General features: G+C 65.8%; 17 protein-coding genes. 10 read left to right on the top strand and 7 right to left on the bottom strand.

Annotation, left to right across the window (positions count from 1 at the left end; translation table 11 throughout):
* Positions 1–14: 14 nt before the first annotated feature.
* Positions 15–1,811 carry an ABC transporter ATP-binding protein gene (locus tag HZB49_RS22935; protein WP_291615456.1) on the bottom strand — a complete coding sequence of 599 codons (1,797 nt, stop codon included), beginning with the start codon at positions 1,809–1,811 and terminating at the stop codon, positions 15–17.
* A gap of 351 nt (positions 1,812–2,162) precedes the next feature.
* Positions 2,163–3,230, bottom strand: a complete 1,068-nt coding sequence (locus HZB49_RS22930) for a hypothetical protein (protein ID WP_291615454.1) — start codon at positions 3,228–3,230, stop codon at positions 2,163–2,165.
* A 179-nt stretch (positions 3,231–3,409) separates the two neighbouring features.
* Here HZB49_RS22930 and HZB49_RS22925 point away from each other — a divergent pair, with 179 nt between their 5' ends.
* From HZB49_RS22925 to HZB49_RS22910, 4 genes are all read left to right on the top strand, one after another.
* Positions 3,410–3,847 (top strand): hypothetical protein, encoded by a 438-nt coding sequence (locus tag HZB49_RS22925; RefSeq protein WP_291615452.1) that lies wholly within the window; start codon positions 3,410–3,412, stop codon positions 3,845–3,847.
* 14 nt (positions 3,848–3,861) lie between these two features.
* The gene (locus tag HZB49_RS22920) at positions 3,862–4,011 is read left to right on the top strand and encodes a DUF5989 family protein (RefSeq protein ID WP_212224791.1); all 150 of its coding nucleotides are present in this window, start codon (positions 3,862–3,864) and stop codon (positions 4,009–4,011) included.
* A gap of 20 nt (positions 4,012–4,031) precedes the next feature.
* Positions 4,032–5,861 (top strand): carbamoyltransferase, encoded by a 1,830-nt coding sequence (locus tag HZB49_RS22915; protein WP_291615448.1) that lies wholly within the window; start codon positions 4,032–4,034, stop codon positions 5,859–5,861.
* A gap of 212 nt (positions 5,862–6,073) precedes the next feature.
* On the top strand, positions 6,074–6,958 hold the full coding sequence (locus HZB49_RS22910; protein ID WP_291615446.1) for an outer membrane beta-barrel protein: 885 nt from the start codon (positions 6,074–6,076) through the stop codon (positions 6,956–6,958).
* Between the two features lie 36 nt (positions 6,959–6,994).
* Here HZB49_RS22910 and HZB49_RS22905 read toward each other — a convergent pair whose 3' ends face one another.
* Positions 6,995–8,587, bottom strand: coding sequence for a DHA2 family efflux MFS transporter permease subunit (locus HZB49_RS22905; protein ID WP_291615444.1), 1,593 nt, complete (start codon positions 8,585–8,587; stop codon positions 6,995–6,997).
* A 15-nt stretch (positions 8,588–8,602) separates the two neighbouring features.
* Positions 8,603–9,910 (bottom strand): HlyD family secretion protein, encoded by a 1,308-nt coding sequence (locus HZB49_RS22900; protein WP_291615442.1) that lies wholly within the window; start codon positions 9,908–9,910, stop codon positions 8,603–8,605.
* 193 nt (positions 9,911–10,103) lie between these two features.
* Between HZB49_RS22900 and HZB49_RS22895 the strand changes: the two genes are divergently transcribed.
* From HZB49_RS22895 to HZB49_RS22880, 4 genes are all read left to right on the top strand, one after another.
* On the top strand, positions 10,104–10,742 hold the full coding sequence (locus HZB49_RS22895) for a TetR/AcrR family transcriptional regulator (RefSeq protein WP_291615440.1): 639 nt from the start codon (positions 10,104–10,106) through the stop codon (positions 10,740–10,742).
* A gap of 82 nt (positions 10,743–10,824) precedes the next feature.
* Positions 10,825–11,475, top strand: a complete 651-nt coding sequence (locus tag HZB49_RS22890) for a TetR/AcrR family transcriptional regulator (RefSeq protein ID WP_291615438.1) — start codon at positions 10,825–10,827, stop codon at positions 11,473–11,475.
* Entirely contained in the window at positions 11,472–14,162 is a 2,691-nt protein-coding gene (locus HZB49_RS22885) for a molybdopterin-dependent oxidoreductase (RefSeq protein ID WP_291615436.1), read from the top strand. Before HZB49_RS22890 ends, HZB49_RS22885 begins: the two co-directional genes overlap by 4 nt.
* Positions 14,159–15,076, top strand: a complete 918-nt coding sequence (locus HZB49_RS22880; RefSeq protein ID WP_291615434.1) for an FAD binding domain-containing protein — start codon at positions 14,159–14,161, stop codon at positions 15,074–15,076. The genes HZB49_RS22885 and HZB49_RS22880 overlap by 4 nt, the downstream gene beginning before the upstream one ends.
* Before the next feature lie 30 nt (positions 15,077–15,106).
* Here the strand turns inward: HZB49_RS22880 and HZB49_RS22875 are convergent, their stop codons facing one another.
* Entirely contained in the window at positions 15,107–15,961 is an 855-nt protein-coding gene (locus tag HZB49_RS22875; RefSeq protein ID WP_291615432.1) for an RMD1 family protein, read from the bottom strand.
* A 114-nt stretch (positions 15,962–16,075) separates the two neighbouring features.
* Positions 16,076–16,531, bottom strand: coding sequence for a hypothetical protein (locus tag HZB49_RS22870; protein ID WP_291615430.1), 456 nt, complete (start codon positions 16,529–16,531; stop codon positions 16,076–16,078).
* A gap of 155 nt (positions 16,532–16,686) precedes the next feature.
* Here HZB49_RS22870 and HZB49_RS22865 point away from each other — a divergent pair, with 155 nt between their 5' ends.
* Both HZB49_RS22865 and HZB49_RS22860 read left to right on the top strand, forming a co-directional pair.
* Entirely contained in the window at positions 16,687–17,175 is a 489-nt protein-coding gene (locus tag HZB49_RS22865; RefSeq protein WP_291615428.1) for a hypothetical protein, read from the top strand.
* A gap of 46 nt (positions 17,176–17,221) precedes the next feature.
* Positions 17,222–18,775 carry a caspase family protein gene (locus tag HZB49_RS22860; protein WP_291615426.1) on the top strand — a complete coding sequence of 518 codons (1,554 nt, stop codon included), beginning with the start codon at positions 17,222–17,224 and terminating at the stop codon, positions 18,773–18,775.
* Positions 18,776–18,795: 20 nt separating this feature from the next.
* Here HZB49_RS22860 and HZB49_RS22855 read toward each other — a convergent pair whose 3' ends face one another.
* A complete protein-coding gene (locus tag HZB49_RS22855; protein WP_291615424.1) occupies positions 18,796–19,974 on the bottom strand; it encodes an extensin family protein in 1,179 nt (392 codons plus the stop codon).
* Positions 19,975–20,293: the final 319 nt, after the last annotated feature.

The raw sequence follows: 20,293 nt of genomic DNA, 5'->3' as shown, positions 1-20,293 counted from the left end.
CCACGCGTCACAATTCACTCCGCCGCCGAGATGAACTCGGTGGCCTGCCGCTCGAACAGCCCGCGATAGATGCCGCCCTGGCGCGCGATCAGCGAGGCGTGCGTGCCCTGCTCGACGATCTCGCCGCGATCGAACACCAGGATGCGGTCGAGGCTGCGCACCGTCGACAGCCGGTGTGCGATCACGATCGAGGTGCGCCCCTTCATCAGCCGCTCCATCGCTTGCTGGATCAGGCTTTCGGATTCCGAATCCAGGCTCGACGTCGCCTCGTCCAGGATCAGCACCGGCGCGTCCGCCAGGAAGGCGCGCGCCAGCGCCACGCGCTGCCGCTCGCCGCCCGACAGCTTGACGCCGCGTTCGCCCACCAGCGTGCCATAGCCTTTCGGCAGCCGCAGGATGAAGTCGTGCGCGTTCGCCAGCCGGGCCGCCTGCTCGATCGCCGCCATGCTGGCGCCGGGCCGACCGTAGGCGATGTTCTCCGCCAGCGAGCGGTGGAACAGGATCGGATCCTGCTGCACGATCGCGATCTGGCGGCGCAGCGATTGCTGCGAAGCCAGCGCGATATCCTGGCCGTCGATCAGGATGCGGCCACCGGTGACGTCGTACAGCCGCTGCACCAGCTTGACGAAGGTCGTCTTGCCGGAGCCGGAGCGCCCGACCAGGCCGACGCGCTCGCCGGCGCGGATGTCGACGGACAGTCCGTCGTACAGCGGCGCAGGATGGCCGCCGTAATGAAACGTGACGTTGTCGAAGACGATGCGCCCGCCCCCGATGTCGATCGGCTTCGCACCGGCTGCGTCCGCGATCCCGATCGGCTCGTCGTGGATCGCCACCAGTTCCTCCATGTCGTTCACCGAGCGCTGCAGGTTGTTGACGTGCATGCCGACGTCGCGCAGATACGCATGGATGATGTAGTAGCTGGTCAGGACATAGGTGACGTCGCCCGGCGTGGCGCGGCCGGCGATCCAGAGCAGGATCGCGCCGCCGATGACGGACGCGCGGAAGCACAGCAGCACGGTCAGCTGCGCCGTTGACGTGTAGTTGTAGCGGAACCAGGTCCGCCGCACCCTTGCGCGCCAGCGCGCAATGACGCCCTCCAGCCGCGCATCCTCGCGCATTTCCGCGCCGAAGGATTTCACCACGGCGTTGCAGGTCATGGCGTCGGCCAGCGTGCCGCCGACCCTGGTGTCCCAGGCATTGGAGACGCGCGCGGCCGGCGCGATGAAGCGGACCGAGAAGACCAGCGTCATCGAGACATAGACAATGGTGCCGACCAGGATCACGAGACCCAGCTGCGGCCAGTGCAGGCCGAGCAGGATCATCGATCCCACCAGCACCGTGAACGACGGCAGCAACGCCATCAGGATGGTGTCGTTGAGCAGGTCGAGCGCCCACATGCCGCGCGTGAGCTTGCGCACGGTGGAACCTGCAAAGGAATTGGCGTGCCAGTCGGTGGAGAAGCGCTGCACGCGCATGAAAGCGTCGCGCGCCACGTCGGACATGATCTGCAGCGTGAACGGCACGATCGCCTGCAAGCCGATCAGCCGCAGGATCATCGAGGTCAGGCCCAGCGCCACGATGCCGCCGAAGGCGGCGAACGCCGCATCGCGCGCGCCGGCGTTCTCGGCGCCGCGGGTCAGCGCGTCGACGAGATGGCCCGAGAACACGGGCATGAAGAGGTCGGCAACCGTCGCGCCCAGCAGGCCGCCGGCCACGGTCGCCGCGCGGCGCGGCTGCTCCAGCCAGTGGCGGAACACGAAGGGCAGCACCACGCGAATCGCAGCGGGCCGGTCTTTTCTTCTGGCGGTCATGGCGTCATCCGGCAGCGCTCCACACGCATGCCGGCTCCAAATGTTTGACGCAGAGCACACGGCAACGGGCCGGACTCGCGCGTCGTTAGATCGTTAACTCGTTGGGAAGTATGGGAGATCGGGACGTCAGGCCCGACCCTTGTCGGCAAGAAGGCGCTTCAGAAAGCGCTGAGGCCCGACATAAGCGAACGCGGGCGGTCGATCTGCGAAATCAGCATAATCATGCAAATCCCTCCCGGTTCGAGTGCTACAATGTGTAGCCTATAAAGCCATCATGGCGAAATTGCAACCTGCGTTACGCGGCCGGCGACGCGATTGCCCCGCCGATGTTGCGGATAAGCCGCACGGCACTCAGCGCAGCCGCTTCTCGATCTCACGCGCCACCATCGCGTTACCTTCCGCGGAGAAGTGATCGTCGCCGACGATATAGAGGCGCTCGTACCAGTTCTTGTCGGCCTCGCTCGCCGCGAACAACACCGGGAACAGGTCGATGAACTGCTTGCAGCGCTTCTCGCAGAACTCGCGCCACAGCGCGACCTGGCGGCTGTTGCGGTCGCCTTGCGCGATCTGCTGCGCCCAAGGATAGACCACGATGGTGAGCGGAATGTTTCGCGCCGCCAGCAGATCCGCAAGTTTGCCCATGTTCTGCAACGAACGCTGCACGCCGCCTTCGGCGCCGAGCGGCCGGGTCTCGTTCGTCACGTCGAAGCCGGAAATGGACCAGCCGATGCGGCCGCGATCGGTGGAGAGCGCGCGCTTGCGGTTGCCGAGCAGCGACTGGATCCAGCGCTTGGCCGCGATGCGCACGCGGTTGGTGATGACGAAGCGGTCGATGAAGAAATCGGATTTCTTCGGCCCCGCGGCCGGCTGCATCGAGCCTTCCGCCGCGGTGCAGTGGACGCGATATTTCGGGTCCTCGTCGATGCAGAAGTAGGACGTCGCCTCGTCCGTGACGTCGGACGGATCGGAGAACAGGATGACTTCGTCGAACTGCAATCCGCTCTCGATGAGATATTTGATCTTGCGGTAGTAGATGCTCGGCGAATAGGACGCGGCGCCTGCGTTGAGGAACTCGACCTTGTCGCTGCGCTCCTGCCCGGCGCGATACAGCCGGCCGGCGAAGGAATCCTCGAAGCTCATGCCGATCGCTTCGGCAAAGGAATCGCCGATCAGCAGGATGCGGCGGGAGCCGGCCTTCAGCGGCACGTCGCGCGCGGAGGCATCCTTGAAGCCGAGGCTGTTGGTGATCAGGGGATAGCGCAGCTCGCCCCAGACGTCGTAGCCCTCGAACCTGGCGGCGAAACCGTGATCGTAGACGGGATTGGCGATGCGCGCCGCGCGCTGGGTTTCCTCGCCCCGGGTCAGGCTGGACCAGCCGAAATCGAACAACAGGAACAGACCGAGGCAATAGAGGGCCATTCCGCCCCAGATCAGGCCCCGAGGCAGCCTGCCATTGCGGGACCGGGTCGCAACATCCTCTGACATTTAACGAAACCTACCTCGGAACAGGTGCTTTTTCGGCTTTCCCGGGCAGCCTGCAAAGCATAAAAGGACCCCGAATGAAACCACCGCCAGCCCTCCCCCCCGAAACCTCCCAGATGACCAACCGCGCCCCATCCACCCACGAGGCCTTTGAACGCGACGAGGAGATCGTCGCCGGCTCCGACCGCTCGTTCGGGCTGGTGATGGCCGGCGCGTTCGCGGTGGTGACGGCGCTGAACGGCTGGCATGCGGGGCGGATCTGGCAGTGGACGGCCGGGCTCGCCGCCGCGTTCCTGGTCGCGGCCTTGGCTCGGCCGGCGGTGCTCAATCCGCTCAACCGCCTCTGGCTCAAATTCGGCCTGCTGCTGCACCGGATCGTCAACCCCGTGATCATGGCGCTTTTGTTCTACGGCACGGTGCTGCCGACCGGATTGATCGCGCGCGCGATGGGCAAGGACCTGCTGCGGCTGAAGCGCGAGCCCGATGCCGCAAGCTACTGGATCGTGCGCGCGCCGCCCGGGCCGTCGCCGGAGACCATGAAGGATCAGTTCTAGAAAGTACGAGAGAGATGGATTTCCTGAAAGAACTTTGGCGCTTCATGCGCGTGCGAAAGAAATTCTGGCTGCTGCCGATCCTGATCATGATGGTGGTGTTCGGCGGCCTCGTCGTGCTTACCAAAGGCTCGGCGATCGCACCGTTCATCTACACGCTGTTCTGAGCGACGCGATCCAGCAGACGATGCGCATCCTCGGAATCTCAGCCTTCTATCACGACAGCGCCGCGGCACTGATCGAGGACGGCCGCATCGTCGCCGCCGCGCAGGAGGAGCGCTTCACCCGCAAGAAGCACGATCCTTCCTTCCCGCACAACGCCATCGCCTGGTGTCTTGCCGAGGCCGGCGTTGCGGCGGAGGAACTCGACCATGTCGTGTTCTACGACAAGCCGTTCCTGAAATTCGAGCGGCTGCTTGAGACATATGTGGCGCTGGCGCCGCGCGGCTTTGCTTCCTTCAAGATGTCGATCCCGCTGTGGCTGAAGGAAAAGCTGTTCCAGAAGAGCCTGCTCACGGACGAGCTGAAGAAATTCGCGCCGGAGTTCGACCGCACAAGACTGCTGTTCTGCGAGCATCATCTCAGCCACGCCGCATCGGCCTTCTATCCCTCGCCGTTCGAGAGCGCGGCCGTGCTCACCATGGACGGCGTCGGAGAATGGGCGACGACGTCGGCCGCGACCGGCGACGGCAGCAAGCTGGAAATCTTCCAGGAGATCCATTTCCCGCATTCGCTGGGCCTGTTGTATTCCGCCGCGACCTATTTCACCGGCTTCAAGGTCAACTCCGGCGAATACAAGGTGATGGGGCTCGCCCCCTATGGCGAGCCGAAATACGCAAAGCTCATTCTCGATCACCTGATCGACCTGAAGCCCGACGGCTCGTTCCGCCTCGACCTCTCCTATTTCGACTACTGCACCGGCTTCACCATGACCAACGAACGCTTCGCAAAGCTGTTCGGCCAGCCGGTGCGCACGCCGGATCAATTGCTGACGTCGTTCCACATGGATGTCGCGGCATCGATCCAGGCGGTGCTGGACGAGGCGGTGCTGCGGCTGACGCGCAGCATCGCGAAGCAGACGGCATCGCGCAATCTGTGCCTCGCCGGCGGCGTGGCGCTGAACTGCGTCGCCAACGGCAAGGTGCTGCGCGACGGCCATTTCGACAATATCTGGATTCAACCCGCCGCGGGCGACGCCGGCGGCGCGGTCGGCGCGGCGCTTTCCGCCTATCACGGCTTCGCAGCGCAGCCGCGCAAGAGCAACGGCGCGGACGGCATGGCCGGCGCCTATCTCGGCCCGCAATATGCGCAGGCCGACATCGAGCGGCGGCTGGCCGCGGCGAAGGCCAAATTCACCGTGCTCGACGAAGCCGCGATGATCGACGCCACGGCGCAGGCGCTCGCCGACCAGAAAGCCGTCGGCTGGTTCCAGGGCCGCATGGAGTTCGGCCCGCGCTCGCTCGGCGCGCGCTCGATCTTGGGCGACGCCCGCTCGCCTGCGATGCAGAAGAACCTCAATCTCAAGGTCAAGTACCGCGAGAGCTTTCGCCCCTTCGCGCCGGCCGTGCTGCGCGAGGACGTCGCCGAATGGTTCGACCTGAAATCCGACAGCCCCTATATGCTGATCGTCGCCGACGTGCGCGAGGATCGCCGCCGCCAGATGAGCGCGGAAGAGCAGGCGCTGTTCGGCATCGACAAGCTGAACGTGTCACGCTCGGAAATCCCGGCGGTGACGCATGTCGACTATTCCGCCCGCATCCAGACCGTGCACCGCGACACCAACCCGCTGTTCCACCGCCTGCTCGGCCGCTTCAAGGAGCTGACCGGCTGCCCCGTGCTGGTCAACACTTCTTTCAACGTCCGCGGCGAGCCGATCGTCTGCACGCCGGAAGACGCCTTCCGCTGCTTCATGGGCAACGAGCTCGACGTGCTCGTGATCGGCAATTGCGTGCTGCAGAAGAGCGAGCAGGATCCCGCGCTGAAGCAGGATTACAGCTCGGCGTTCGAGGCGGATTGATGTGACGGCGGGCGCACCCGTCCTCAACGCGTAGGCGCGCGACAAGCAATTTGCTCGTCATTGGCGCACAAATGGAAATATGTTTCCGTTGCCGAGCAGCCACATGAGAACGGGTTCTTCGCGCAACCGATCGCCGGAGCCCATGAAAAGTATACAGGAGAAACATCTCCGCGTACCAACGAGAGTGATAACGATCGTTGGGGGCTACACTTATGCGCAAGGTCGGTTTGGCCGTTCTGGCCGGGATGGGACTGAGCCTCGCCGTGGGTGGGATTGGCGTTGCGGCCGATATGCCGGTCAAGATGCCAGCCAAGGTCGCCGCCCCCAATAGCTGGAGCGGCTGGTACGTCGGATTGAACGCCGGCTATCTCGAACCCGCCAGTTCGCTCGTCAGCACCGACGCCACCATCATTTCGCCCGGTACCGGCACCGACCCCGTCGAAGTCGCTGGTGTGGCCAGCGGCGCGAGATCCCGGATCGGAAAGGGGAACGGCGGCTTTATCGGCGGCGCGCAACTCGGCTGGAATTATCTTGCGTCGCCATCTCTCTTGATCGGTATCGAAACCGATATCCAGTGGTCGTCGCTCCGAGAAAGCGGGAGCGTCACCACCATCGTGCCCACCAACATTCCCGGACAGTTCTGGAGGACGCAGATCACGGCGTCGCGCAGCCTCGACTACCTCGGAACGTTGCGTGGACGTCTCGGCGGAATCGTCACGCCAAGCGTGCTGATCTATGGCACGGGCGGCCTGGCCTACGGCGGTGCAAACTCGAGCACCTCGATCTTCCAGGCCGGGTTCGACCCGGGCGGCTTTCCACCGGCGCCGTCAGCTATCGCCGGATCATCGTCGGGATTGCGAGCAGGCTACACCGTCGGTGCCGGCCTCGAGTGGATGTTCGCGAGGAATTGGAACGCCAAGCTTGAATACCTCTATTACGACCTGGGCTCGGTAACCTACGCGAACGGCGTGCTTGCACAGAATGTCGGCCCGACCAATTTTTCAGGCGGTGGAATCATCACGGCGGCGTCAAACTCGAACACACGCTTCGACGGCCACGTTTTCCGCGTCGGCGTCAACTACATGTTGGGCCGCTGAGGCCGGGCCTTCGAGGCGGATCAGTTCGATTGCGGACTAATGCCCTGCGTCGCCCCCGCCGAGCGCGGCGGGGGACGGCTTGTTCAAGAGCAGCACCAGCAGGCTGAGGCCGACGTAGAACACCGTCAGCAGGAAGAAGGCGTCGCCATAGCCCATCACGGCGGCCTGGCGGTGCACGATCTGCGACAGCTGCTTCAGCGCCATCAGCGTCGAATCGCCCATGCCCTGCATGCGCTGGGTCAGCATGTTGAGCGTTTCGACGGCGGTGGCGTTGCCCCAGTTGACGCGCTCGTGCAGCCGCGCGATGTGCAGGTCGGTGCGCTCGTTCAGCACCTGGTTGATGACCGCAAGCCCGATCGCGCCGCCGAGATTGCGCATCAGGTTGAACAGAGCGGAAGCGTTCTTCACCCGCTCCTGCGGCAGCGTTCCCAGCGAAATGGTGTTGGTCGGCACCATCGCGCACATCATGCCGACGCCGCGCAGCACCTGCGGCACGAACAGCTCCCAGAAATCGTAGTCCTTGGTGATCCAGGTCATCTGGTAGGAGCCGAGTGCGAAGACGATCAGGCCGAACGCGATGATCAGGCGCATGTCGATCTTGGTCATGAGGCGCCCGATGATCGGCGCCACCAGGAACATGGTGATCCCCGAGACGAACATGGTCTCGCCGATCATCAGCGCGCTGTAGCCGCGCACTTCGGCAAGATAGCGCGGATACATGTAGGTGAGACCGTAGAGGCCGACGCCGATGAACAGCGCGATCAGGCAGCCGATGCCGAAATTGCGGTCGGCGAACGTAGTGAGGTCGACGATCGGCTCCCTCGCCGTCAGCACGCGCCAGAAAAAGGCGATGGCCGACATCGCGCAGATGGCGGCGCAGACCGCGATCGAGGTGTCCTGCAGCCATTCATAGCGCGGCCCCTCCTCCAGCACATATTCCAGCGTGCCGAGGAAACCCGCCATGAACAACAGGCCCCACCAGTCGAAATGCTGCAGCAGCTTGAAATCCGGCCGGTCGAAATCGCAGAGGATCAGCACGCCGATGGTGATGCCGATGCCGGGCACGATGTTGATGAAGAACAGCCAGTGCCACGACATCCAGTCGGTGATCGCGCCGCCGACCGTCGGACCGATGGTCGGTGCCAGCGTCGCGACCAGCCCGATGATGGGACCGACGATGTGGAACTTGCTGCGCGGGAATACCGTGTAGGCGGAGGCGAACACGGTCGGGATCATGCCGGCACCGAGGAATCCCTGGATCGCGCGCCAGACGATCATCTGCTCCAGGGTCGAGGCGAAGCCGCAGAAGAAGCTCGCAATGGTGAAGCCGGACGCGGAGATCGCAAACAGCAGCCGCGTGCCGAGCGCGCGCGACATGAAGCCGGACAAGGGGATCGCGATCACCTCGGCGATCAGGTACGACGTCTGCACCCACGACACTTCGCTCTGGCTCGCCGACAGGCCGGCCTGGATTTCGTTGAGCGAGGCCGAGACGATCTGGATGTCCAGGATGGACATGAACATCCCGAACACCATGATGAGGAAGCAAAGCAGCCGCTTTGGCGGAATCCGTTCAGACTCCGCGGCCGGGTTCATCATTGCAGGCGGTGCAGTGGTGGCGTCGGCCATGATCCGCGGCCCCGACTATTTCGAATTCACCGTCCCGGGTGAGTCCAGATCAGCTTCGTCGTCGGCGTCGTGCGCGCCTTCACGGGTATCGACGGTGGTATAGACCGACATGCCGGCGCGCAGCAGATGCTGCCTCGCCACGCTCTTCGGCACGCGGATGCGAACCGGAACGCGCTGCACGATCTTGGTGAAGTTGCCGGTGGCGTTGTCCGGCGGCAGCAACGTGAACACCGAGCCTGCGCCGGCCGAAATGCTGTCGACGACGCCCTTGAACTTGCGGAAGCCGTAGGCGTCGACCTTGATAGTCACGGGCTGGCCGGGACGGATGCGCTTGAGCTGCGTCTCCTTGTAGTTGGCGTCGATGAAGACCTCGTCCAGCGGCACGACATTGCCGAGCCGCTGGCCGGCCTGGATCATGTCGCCGACATTGACCAGCCGGTTGGAGAAGGTGCCGTCGACCGGCGCGCGCACATGGGTGAAGTCGAGATCGCGCTCGGCTTTCGCAAGCGCGGCCTGCAATTCCCTGAGCTGCGCCCGCGCCTCGTTCTGCTGCGCCTTGGTCACCTCGACATTGTCGCGCGCGGCGTCGTAAGCGGCCTGTGCGGATTTCACCGCCGCCGCGCCCTGGTCGCGGCTCGCTTCGGACACTTCAAACGTGGCCCGCGAGGCAAAGCCCTTGGTGGAAAGCTGCTGCTGGCGCTCGAAGTCGAGCCCTGCGCGCTTCAGCGCCGCTTCCGCCGAGACGAGCTGCGCCCGCGACTGCTCGACCGCGCTTTCCTGCGCGGTGACCTGGCGGCCGATGCGGTCGATAGTCGCCTGCTGGGTCGCGATCCGGCTGCGCGCGGAATCCACGGCAATGCGATAGTCGCCGTCGTCGATGCGGAAGACGGTTTCGCCCTTCTTCACGATGCTGTTGTCGCCGGGCACGACCGCGGTGATGTGGCCCGCGACGCGGGCGCCGAGCATGGTGTTGTTGGCGCGCACATAGGCGTCGTCGGTCGAGACGTAGAAGCGGCCGACGAAGACGAAATAGACGGCGTAGCTGGCGGCGGCGAGCGCGAGCAGGCCGATAACGCCCATGGCGACGAATTTGCGCTTGCCCGATTTCGGCGTGTCGGCCGCGGGCGCTGCAGCCGGCGCACCGGCAGGCCTCGCGCCCGGCAGCGCGTTCGGTGTCTCAGCCGGAACACGCCTGGTCTCATCCGCGACATGGCTGCGAAGCTGCTCGCCGAGTCCCGATGGCGTATGGCCCACGGCGTCGCCTTCCGCAGTGTCGGCATCGGGCCGGATCACGCGGGCGGCCTGGTCTCTCGTCGCGGCCATTGCGGCCTCCTTGCAAAACGAAGTCACGGCGCACCGACATAAGCCGACCTGGCTTCCTGCCACCTTGCCAGAAGACAAATTATCATTGACCGAACGGTTCGGTCAATGTACATTTGTATTGAACGAACCATAGGGCAAGACCCCCCTATCGAGCCCTTCGCCGCCGCGGAATCTTTTCCCAGAAGCTAAACCAATGGTTGCAGTCCATCCGAGTCAGCATCCGACTTCCGGCGAAGAGGCAAGCGCCAAGCGCCGCCAGATTCTCGACGGCGCGCGCAAGGTGTTCCTGGATCTCGGCTTTGACGGCGCCAGCATGGGCGAGATCGCGCGTGCCTGCGGCGTCTCCAAGGGCACCCTTTATGTCTACTTCGCCGACAAGTACCGCCTGTTCGAGGCGATCCTCGAGGAGGAACAGATCGAGCAGGGCAAGACCGCCTTCAATTTCGATCCCTCGCGCGATGCCGAGACCACGCTGCGCGAATTCGGCCGCGCCTACATCGGCGTGCTGTGCCGTCCCGGCGGGGGATCTGCGATCCGCACCGTGATGGCGATTGCCGAACGCATGCCCGAGGTCGGCCGCCGCTATTATGAAAACGTGTTGGATCTGAACATCACACGGCTGGCCGCCTATCTCGAAGCGCACGTCAAGCCGGGCGACCTCGCGATATCGGACTGCCGGCTCGCCGCCTCGCAATTCATGATGGTGTGCCAGGCTGGCCTGTTCCTGCCCTTCGTCTTCCAGGCGGAGCCCGCGCCCTCGGCCGCGCGCATCAGCGAGGTAGCGGACAGCGCGGTGCGGATGTTCCTTGCGGCATATCGCGCAAAGGATTGATCGCACAGCCGATCCGGGCGGCCGGGCTTCCCGTAGCAAAACCGTGATTTGACGTTTTGACCAAGAGTGTCAAATTCGTCAAATGAGCGCGCGCGACCGCATTCTCGAAGCTGCGATGACGGTGTTCCGCCGCCACGGCTTCCGCCGTTCCTCGATCGAGGAGACGGCAGAGGCCGCGGGCCTGACGCGGCAGGCGCTCTATCATCACTTCAAGTCCAAGGAAGCGCTGTTCCGCGCCGTGATCGAGCGCGTGCATGACGTCGCACTCGCCGACGGCGCCAAGGCCGCCGAACGCGCCGAAGCCGCGGGGAAAACGCTCGCCGACATCCTGGTCGCACAGGTTGCTGCACGGCTGAAGGCGTTCATCGCTTCCTTCGACGGCTCGCCGCATGTCGAAGAGCTGTTTTCCGAGCACTTGCTGCAGGCGCGCGATCTCTATCAGCACTACGCGGCGCTGCATGACGCACAGGTGGCTGCCACCATCGAACGCGCCGCAAGGCGCGAGAAGCTGGCACTCGCCCCCGGCATGACCGCCGCAAAGCTCGCGCGCTATATCGAGCTCGCAGTCAATGGCGCCAAGTCCGCGCACCCCTCGATGCGCCCTGCCGACGCCTTTCTGCGCGATGCCGAGGCGATGCTGCGCACGCTGATCGCGGGCGCCGTCGCGCCGCCGAAGCCCGCGAGGCCGAAATCGATCCGTCTTGTCCGCCGCAAAGCAGGAGCCCGCAAATGAGCACCATGACGATCAACGGAAAATCCGCCGCCCTCCCCGAGGACCGCGACGCGCTGCTGGTCGACGTCATCAGGGACGGGCTCGACCTCACCGGCACGAAACTCGTGTGTGGCTCGGGCGTCTGCGGCGCCTGCACCGTGCTGCTCGACGGCGTGCCGGTGGCAAGCTGCCTGTTGCCGGCGCAGGCCGCGGCCGGAAAGTCCGTGACCACGGTCGAGGGCATCGGCGAGGCCAACCTGCATCCGGTCCAGAAGGCCTTCATGGCGCACGACGCGCTGCAATGCGGCTTCTGCACGCCGGGCTTCATCGTCGAGGCGACGGCGTTTTTCGAGCGCTGGCGCGCGGCGAACGGCATCGCCGTGCCGTCGCGCGAGGAGATCGGCGCGGCGCTGTCCGGGCATCTCTGCCGATGCGGCGCCTATGAAGGCATCTTCAACGCGGTCGCCGCCGCCTGCGCCGGGCAGTTCGACGGCCGCGACGTCCAGCCGCCGCGCGTGGAGGCCGGCGCCAAAGTGACTGGCGCGGCGAAATACACCGTCGACATCAGGCATGACGGCCAGCTCGAAGGCGTCATCCTGCGCTCCAACGTCGCGCACGCGGAAATTACGAACGTCGATCTTGCGCCCGCGCGCGCCATTCCCGGCGTGATCGCCGCGGTCTCGCTGCTCGGCGACGACGGCGTCGTCCGCTTCGTCGGCGCGCCGGTCGCAGCCGTCGCGGCCAGGGACCGCAAGACCGCGCTGGCCGCGATCGCGTCGATAAGGCTGACGAGCCAGCCGATGCCGGCGGTGGTCGGGCTCGACGACGCGCGCAAACCCGATGCGCCTGTTGTGTTCGACAAGTCGAGCCGCAAGAAGGCGGGCAACGTTTCCGAGGGCGCCGGAGGGCCTGCGCCCTGGAAGGGAAATTTGCGCGGGCCCTCGGCGGCGTTCTCGCAGAAGGCGAAGAAAGCGCGAAGCTGGATCGGCAGCGCGCGGGACGCGCAGGATCCGCTGCTGTTCGAGGCGACGTTCCGCACCGCCACGCAGCAGCACACTTGTCTCGAGCCGCATGCCGCCGTGGCGCGCTTCGAGGGCGACCGCCTCACCGTGCACGTGTCCACTCAGGCAGTGTTTCATCTGGCCGAGCTGATCGCCAAGCGCTTCGCCATGGCGCATGACAAGGTGCGCGTCATCGCCGATCACGTCGGCGGCGGCTTCGGCTCCAAGGCGAGCCTCGGCACCGAGACCATTGCGGCGATCGAGCTCGCGCGCGCCGCCAAGGCGCCGGTGCGGGTCGTGTTCGATCGCCATGAAGAACTTTCCGTCACCGGCTATCGGCCGGCGGCCGAGATGCAGATCGCGCTGTTGCCCTCGCCGGAGGGAGCACTGAAGGCGCTGACTTTCAACGCCTATGCGGACACCGGTGCAGCCACCAACTCGACGCTCGCGGGGCTTGCGCGACTGATCTACCCGGCCGAGGCGAAAGAGCTCTCCGACTTCGACGTCATCAGCAATTTGCCGCCCGGCGCGCCGTTCCGCGGACCCGGCGGACCGCCGATGGCATTCGCGCTGGAGCAGGCCGTCGATGAAGCCGCACTGCGAATGAAGGTCGATCCGATTTCCCTGCGCAAGCGATGGGACACCAACCCCAACCGCCGGCGACTTTACGACTGGGCATTGGGCCTCGATGTCTGGCGCAACAGGAAGAACGGCCCCGCGCAGACCGGCCGCTACCGCCGCGGCGTCGGCGTCGCCAGCGGATACTGGCTCTACATCTGGCAGCCCGGCTCCAGCATCGAAGTCGCCGTCAAGGGCGGCCGCCTCGTCGCCAGCACGTCGACGCAGGATATCGGCCAGGGAAGCCGCACCGTCATCGCCAACACGGTCGCGGACGCGTTCGGGATCGAGCCGCATGAGGTCGAGGTGCGGATCGGCGATTCCCGCTTGCCGGAGGGACCGGGCGCCGGCGGCAGCCGCGTCACCGCTTCGGTGATCCCGCCGACGCTGATCGCGGTGCAGAAGCTCAAGGCCGCGATCGAGCGCAGCGCCAAGCGCATGCCTGCGCCCGGCTCCAACGCACCGTGGCGCGAGCTGCTCGCGGCCTCGCCCGATCTTTCCGCCAACGGCGTGCGCCCCGAAGACAGCAAGCCAACGGCGCCGGGCGTGCGCTCGCCGCTGCGGGACGCCGGCTTCATCGGCATCATCTTCGGCTGGATGATGCGGCGCTTCTCGAATCTGGCGATCGGCGCCGGAGTGCCGAGCTCGGTGCAGGTCGTGGAGGTCGAGGTCGATACCTGGCTCGGCCATGTCCGCGTGCTCGGCGTGCATACCGGTATCGCCGTCGGCAGGATCGCCGCGCCCGCGCTGGCGCGCAGCCAGGCGACCGGCTCGGTCATCCAGGGCATCGGCTATGCGCTCTATGAAGCGCGCGAGACCGATGCGAAGAGCGGCCATGTGCTGACGTCGAACATGGAGGACTACCGCATTCCCGGCATCGCCGACACGCCCGAGATCGACGTGCATTTCGACGAAGCCGGTTTCGATCACGTGATGGGCGGCAGCGTCGGCATCGGCGAGGTCGCGACCGTGCCGACGTCGCCGGCGATCGCCAACGCGATTCGTGACGCGATCGGCGTCCGGTTGACGGAAACACCCATTACCCCGGCGCGCATTGTCGCCGCCCTCAACGCAAGGAGCGCAGCATGAGCGAGGCCGCCACCATGACAGCAGCGGGTGAATTCCGCGCCGCCGGCACTGACCTTTCCGAACGCCGACGCACCGGCGTATCGAAAGGCCCGGTCGTCGATCTCGTCCTGCCCGGCGATGACGGCATCGTCTGGGGCGCCGACGGCGCCGCCACCATCGGCGCATTCGCGACGATTGCGACAATTGCGGCCGACACGCGCATCAAGGACGCCTATCCCGGCGTCGCCGCCACCGCGCTCGGCCTCGCCACGCCGCAGATCCGTCACCTCGCCACGCTCGGCGGCAACCTCGCTCAGCGCTCGCGCTGCTGGTATTATCGCAATCCGCACATCGCCTGCCTGAAGAAGGGCGGCAGCGACTGCCCGGCACGCGCGGGCAATCATCTCTACGGCGTCGCCTTCGATCTCGGCCCCTGCGTCGCGCCGCATCCCTCCTCGATGGCGGCGGCGCTGCTGGCCTATGAGGCCACCGTCAGCACCGACCGCCGCAAGGCGCTGTCGATCGCCGAGTTGCTCGGCAACGGCTCCGACGGCCGCGCCGATCACGCGCTGCAAGCGGGCGAGACGATCCGCAGCATCGTGCTGCCCACTCCGCTGCAAGGCGAGCGCGCGCTCTACAAGCGGGCGATCAGCCGCAGCTACGCCGAATGGCCGCTGGTGGAAATCTGCGCGCGCGCCGTGATCGCCGACGGTGCGTTCCGCTTCGTCCGCATCGCGGCCGGCGGAATTGCGCCGGTGCCGCTGCGGCTGCAGGCGGCAGAAGCAGCGCTCGAGGGCCGGCCGCCGACCGAAGCGACCATCGCCAACGCGGCGAAGCTCGCCGCCACGGGCGCGAAGCCGCTGCCGATGACGGGCTACAAGCTCGATCTGCTGGACGGCCTTGTGCGCGACTTGCTGGGAGCCTTGGCGAAATGAGCGCAACGCAGCCACCGCGAGACCGGGCCGTCACCCGCCACGGATGAACAGCTCGTAGAAGTAGACCGACATTTCCAGCGCGATCAGGAGCACGATCAGCGCCTCCAGCCGGATCTCGCGCTGCGCGTCGATCAGCTCGGTGAGCGCCGACGTCATCACCTCGATGACGGAGAGTCGTCGCGACAGTGCCTTGGCCCGCTTCTTGAAATGCCAGGCATGGGCCAGCACATCATGCAAGCGGTCGGCATCGCCGTCGTCCAGAAGCTCGGGCCTGTCCTCGACTTCGACGCGCTCGATCAGCCGATGGTGGGTGCGCAGCGCGTGTCCCACCGTGCGCAGCATCCGCCGCCGGTTGCGCGGCAGCCGGCCGGTGTCGGCAAGATCGCTGGCGAAGGGCTCGAGCACCTCGAGCACCCTGCGGACCTCTTCTTCCTCGAATGCAAGGGCTGCATTCTTGGCGAGTGCGTCGGCCACGATATAGAGGGACGATGCCGAGAGATCGCGGACCGTGATGACGTCGCCCGATATTTTCGCGCCGGTGCCGATCTCGATCTCCGTCGCAACCACGGCCGGCGCGCCCAGCCGGCCCTCGACGCGATCGGCCAGTCTGTGCAGCAAGGCTTCTTCCGCCGCGGGCGAGACACCGATGACGACGACGGTGCCGTAGGGAAACAGCGCGGCAAACCCTCCGCTGCGAAGGCGCAGCTGCAGCGGCGCTGTCCCGAGGGTCTCCGCCTGGTCGAAGTCGCCGGTCTCGATGCCCGTCAGCCTGAAACGGCCGCCAAGGCGAAGGGCGCGGGCGGGCACCCGCTGCCCCGGAGCAGCATATGCGGCAGGCAGGATCGACCTGTCCGCCGTTTCAGCCTGCGTAGCGTTCGATTCCATGCTGGCTCCGGATCGCCTCGCCAGCAAGACTCTCACACAGCGAGGGAGCAGCCTTGAGCCACATCAACATCAAGCCGTTGCCCTGCCGCGACGATTGCCGCAAACGGCCCGATCCTATCTGCGGTCCCCGGAAACGGTGACGAAGCCGTTGGTGCCTTGCAGGTGGCTGCCGTCCCGGGAAAGGCTGAGCCGGTCGGTATAGCCGTGGCTCCAGAGCATCACGACGCTGCCATTCGTGCACGACCACTTCGCCGTGTGAGGCCCTCCCTGCGCGGTGCCGTCCGGCTTGATGACGACGGTGATGCCGTTGAACCACGACCAGCTTCCCGGCATCCTGCTGCACGGGGAGGCCCCGACATTGCGGGAAGAGTCGTCCTGCTTGCGCGATTGGGGCGCCGGCCGCGTCGAAGGCGTCCGGTCGCTTCCGGTTTCCGACTTGTCGGTCTTTCCGATCGTCCCGCCGGTCGAGCCGGCCTGGGCAAGCGCCTTGGGGCTGACGGCAATGGATCCGAGCGTCACGGACAAGAGTCCCGCCGCAAGGAGACGGCCGGTCGCGTTGATCCCCGTCATGTTTCACTCTCCGGCATCGACACTATCTGCCGCGGAGAATGTTGCAACTGCCGGATCGATCGAACCCTTGACAAGGCGGCACGATCGTCCGGATTTTGTTCAATCGAACCATCCGGGCTATCGATGAAGAACGCGCCGCGTCCCGAGGACATCCGATGACCGCCAAGCGGAAGGCAAGCCCGACTCGAATGAATATCCGCTCCTTCGCTGCAATCGCTGCCAGCGGCGCCGTGCTGTCGCTCGCTCTCTCATCCAGCGCGTTTGCGCAGGCCGGCTCGACCGGCGGCAGCATCGGCAAGACGGAGAAGTCGGCTACCGGCGCTTCCACCGATACGGCGCCGCCCGTCGCGAAGGATTCGCGCAGTGCGCCGCGACGGACTGAAGCAGGTGTGGTCGTGACTTCGGCAACGTATGGCGGCAACTGCGGCGCGCCGCGAGGCAATGCGACGCGGCAGCTGGCGCAGGCCTGCAACGGCAGGACCAGTTGCGACTACCTCATCGACTGGCAGATCATCGGCGATCCCAAGCGCTTTTGCGGCGAGAACTATATTGCCGAATGGCGCTGCGGCGACGGCCGCGTTCGCAGTGCATCCGTACCGCCGGAGGCGGGGTACCAGAAGACGATCAGCCTGCGCTGTAACTAGGCCGGGTGCGGCTTGAGCGGTACGTCCGCATGGATAGGATGCTGGCATGAACATGCCTGATTTGAACCGGCGTTCGAGCCCTTCCACGGTGCGCATCCGCAGCGCCGTTCTTGCCGCCGTGCTCTTCGCCCTCGGCCATGCGCCGACTTCGGCGCTTGCCGACAAGCGCGTCGCGCTGACGATCGGAAATTCGGCCTACAAGAGCGTCCCCGCGCTCGCGAATCCGGTCAACGACGCCACCGCCGTCACGGCGCTGCTGAAAGGCGCCGGCTTCGACGTCGTCGAAGCCAGAACGGACCTTGGCGTCACAGAGATGCGAAGGGCGATCAGCAATTTTTCCGAAGTCGCGGCCGACGCCGACGTCGCGGTGGTCTACTATGCCGGCCACGGCATGGAGGTAGACGGCAACAACTACATGATTCCCGTCGACGCCGTGCTCAAGCGGGACATCGACGCCGACGACGAGGCGGTCCCGCTGGATCGCATTCTCCGGGTGCTCGATCCGGTGAAACGGCTGAGGCTCGTCATCCTTGACGCCTGCCGCGACAACCCCTTCGCCAGTTCGATGAAGCGGACCCTGGGAACGCGCGCGGTCACGCGCGGATTGGCGAAGGTCGAGCCGGCCGTGTCCGATACGCTGATCGCCTATTCGGCCAAGGCGGGATCGGTCGCCGCCGACGGGGACGGTCTGAACAGCCCGTTCACGGCGGCATTGCTGAAATACGTTGCCTCCCCCGGTCTCGACGTGCGGCTGGCCTTTGGCAAGATACGCGACGAGGTGATGAGAACGACCAGGAACCGGCAGGAGCCGTTCGTCTATGGCTCGCTCGGCGGATCGACGGTTTCCCTCGTTCCCGGCACCGAAAAGCCCTCGGCGGATACCGCCAAGCCCGTCGACGAGGCCAGGCTCGAGCTTGCATTCTGGGAAACCATCAAGAACGAAAAGAACCCGCAGCTGTTCCAAGCCTATCTCAATCGTTACCCGAAGGGCGTCTTTGCCGATATCGCCACGATCATGCTGCGGCAGCAGAAAACCGCCGCGCTCAACTCGGCCGGCATCGCGCAACCGGACGACCGCGTCGAACTTTCCGACCCGGTCCTGATCCGGGAGGTTCGGGAGCGACTCTACGAGCTGAATTTCGACCCCGGCCCGCTCGACGGACCGATCGGCGGACCGGCGCGCCAGGCCGTTCGCGAGTTCGAGCAGGCCAGCAAGCTCGCATCCACCGGCGAGATCAACCAGGGCCTGCTGCGGCGGCTTCGCGATGTCGGCGCCCTGAAGCCGTGGGGCGCCATCGTCTATTCGAGAGCGACCAGCAAATGGGGCATGGCCTGGTCGCAGGATACGCGCAAGGCCGCGGTGGCGAGTGCCCAGGCCTCCTGCGCCGACGGTTCGTTATGCCCGACCGAGATCAGCTTCTTCGGCACGGAGTGCGGCGTCTTTGCCCATTCGGAGACAAGCTGGGCGATCGTGGCGCGCGGGAGCATCGCGCAAGCCAGAGCGGACGCGCTGGCCGGTTGTCGCAAACAGGGCAAGACCTGCCGCATCATCGCATCGGTCTGCGCGGACGGTGCGGAAAAGGTCAGTGCGGCAAACTGAGCGAATATCCGAGCGGCGCCCTAATCGTCCTGAAACTCGTCTTCCTCGTTGACCTTGCTCGCCTTGTGGCGATGCACAGCCTTCCTGCCGCCGAGCGATCCCGTGATCCAGGAATCGCGCACATGGGGCCCGCGCCGGCCGGCGCGCGCGGCGACCTGCTCGCCGGAGACGGCGGCGGGCTGGCAGATGACGCGGCCGGAGGAGCGGCGCATCAGGTCGACATGGAAGTGATCGGCATGTTGCGCATTCGAGCCAGGCGCCAGCACGGTGTTGAACAGCTGGCACGCCCCGCCCTGGATGTCGCGCAAGAATCCCTGCTCTTCTGGCAGGCCGCGCCAGCCGTCCTTCACGGTGACGCGCCTTCCGTCGGCGAGGGTGAAGGCGGCGATATCGAGCGCGTTGCCGAAGGCGTGCTCGGAAATATGCGCGTGCGGATTGCCGTTCATGCCGCGGCATGAGTAGGCCGAGATCTGCTTGATCTCGACCACGCGCATGCCGAACCAGCGCTGTGCGGCCGGCTGCACCGACTCGGCAAACCAGCGGTCGAGCATGGAGACGATCGGGCAGGCCAGCGTCGCCGTTGGCTTCACCGAGATCGGACCGACCGCGCCGACGGGATCGCCGCGCGACGGACCGAGCCGCGGCAGTTCCTGCCGCTCTGGGTAAGGCGCCGAAGCGCGCGGCGGATAGGACGGCGCATTCGCATAAGGCGCGCGCTGGCGCAGGTCGGGCGCGCGCGGCGGCGGCAGATCGACGTCGTCGTCCTGCTGCACCACGCCGGGCGGCGCGAGCGAGATCGGCCCGTTCGGCGGCGCAGCATAGGTCGGCTGCCGCACTGCATTGTTCGAATAGGTGCCCGGATAGTTTTGCGGCGCGGCCTGGGGTTGCGCGACCGGCCAGCGCGGCTGGTTGCCGATCGATGCCGGCGGCCGCAGATCGTCGGCAAAGCCGAAGGCGCCCGAGCCATCGCCGAGCGCGGCGACTTTCAGCGGATATTCCGCGCCACACATGCCGGGGCCGGCGATCGGCTCGACGCGAACGCGATCCGGTCCCTCCTTCACCGCGCCCGATTTCAGGCAGGCGACTTCCGCCTCGGCCCGCCATGGCTCGCGCTCAGCCTGGAAGAATCCACGGCCGCAGCCTGCCAGCGAAACAAGGACAAGGGAGCCGACGAGATACAAACGAACTCCGCGCGTCATCCGCGCAAGTTCGGCGAATTTATTTAAGGACTCTTCAACGCCTTGATTTCACGGATATTTAACCACGTCGGCAGCCCGGTCCCGGCTGTGGACAAGCCGGATAGACAGGGAACCTGACTTTTTTGGCCGGGAACGCCTTGCTAGCCTTTATCGTTAATGCGGGCACGACGTGAACCAGGGAGTCATCCATGACTTTGGTCAGCAGATTGAGCGTTGTTACCGCCTATGTCGCCTTCGCATTCGTTGGCGCCATCGTGCTGGGAGTGTTCTAGCCTATCTCCCCAGTCCGACCCGGACAAGCAGGCTTGGATTCAATGGC

This window comes from Bradyrhizobium sp. (assembly GCF_016219575.1).
In the GTDB taxonomy this organism is placed as follows: domain Bacteria; phylum Pseudomonadota; class Alphaproteobacteria; order Rhizobiales; family Xanthobacteraceae; genus Bradyrhizobium.
The sequence above is the reverse complement of the archived record's forward strand: the minus strand, read 5'-3'. Positions and strand labels throughout refer to the sequence as shown.

Bases quoted from the DNA above. Each gene is read 5' to 3' on its own strand.
- HZB49_RS22885 (WP_291615436.1), top strand. From the start codon at position 11,472: ATGAGCACCATGACGATCAACGGAAAATCCGCCGCCCTCCCCGAGGAC.
- HZB49_RS22870 (WP_291615430.1), bottom strand. From the start codon at position 16,531: ATGACGGGGATCAACGCGACCGGCCGTCTCCTTGCGGCGGGACTCTTG.
- HZB49_RS22855 (WP_291615424.1), bottom strand. From the start codon at position 19,974: ATGACGCGCGGAGTTCGTTTGTATCTCGTCGGCTCCCTTGTCCTTGTT.
- HZB49_RS22875 (WP_291615432.1), bottom strand. From the start codon at position 15,961: ATGGAATCGAACGCTACGCAGGCTGAAACGGCGGACAGGTCGATCCTG.
- HZB49_RS22890 (WP_291615438.1), top strand. From the start codon at position 10,825: ATGAGCGCGCGCGACCGCATTCTCGAAGCTGCGATGACGGTGTTCCGC.
- HZB49_RS22900 (WP_291615442.1), bottom strand. From the start codon at position 9,910: ATGGCCGCGACGAGAGACCAGGCCGCCCGCGTGATCCGGCCCGATGCC.
- HZB49_RS22935 (WP_291615456.1), bottom strand. From the start codon at position 1,811: ATGACCGCCAGAAGAAAAGACCGGCCCGCTGCGATTCGCGTGGTGCTG.
- HZB49_RS22895 (WP_291615440.1), top strand. From the start codon at position 10,104: ATGGTTGCAGTCCATCCGAGTCAGCATCCGACTTCCGGCGAAGAGGCA.
- HZB49_RS22920 (WP_212224791.1), top strand. From the start codon at position 3,862: ATGGATTTCCTGAAAGAACTTTGGCGCTTCATGCGCGTGCGAAAGAAA.
- HZB49_RS22860 (WP_291615426.1), top strand. From the start codon at position 17,222: ATGAACATGCCTGATTTGAACCGGCGTTCGAGCCCTTCCACGGTGCGC.
- HZB49_RS22930 (WP_291615454.1), bottom strand. From the start codon at position 3,230: ATGGCCCTCTATTGCCTCGGTCTGTTCCTGTTGTTCGATTTCGGCTGG.
- HZB49_RS22915 (WP_291615448.1), top strand. From the start codon at position 4,032: ATGCGCATCCTCGGAATCTCAGCCTTCTATCACGACAGCGCCGCGGCA.
- HZB49_RS22865 (WP_291615428.1), top strand. From the start codon at position 16,687: ATGACCGCCAAGCGGAAGGCAAGCCCGACTCGAATGAATATCCGCTCC.
- HZB49_RS22880 (WP_291615434.1), top strand. From the start codon at position 14,159: ATGAGCGAGGCCGCCACCATGACAGCAGCGGGTGAATTCCGCGCCGCC.
- HZB49_RS22910 (WP_291615446.1), top strand. From the start codon at position 6,074: ATGCGCAAGGTCGGTTTGGCCGTTCTGGCCGGGATGGGACTGAGCCTC.
- HZB49_RS22905 (WP_291615444.1), bottom strand. From the start codon at position 8,587: ATGGCCGACGCCACCACTGCACCGCCTGCAATGATGAACCCGGCCGCG.
- HZB49_RS22925 (WP_291615452.1), top strand. From the start codon at position 3,410: ATGACCAACCGCGCCCCATCCACCCACGAGGCCTTTGAACGCGACGAG.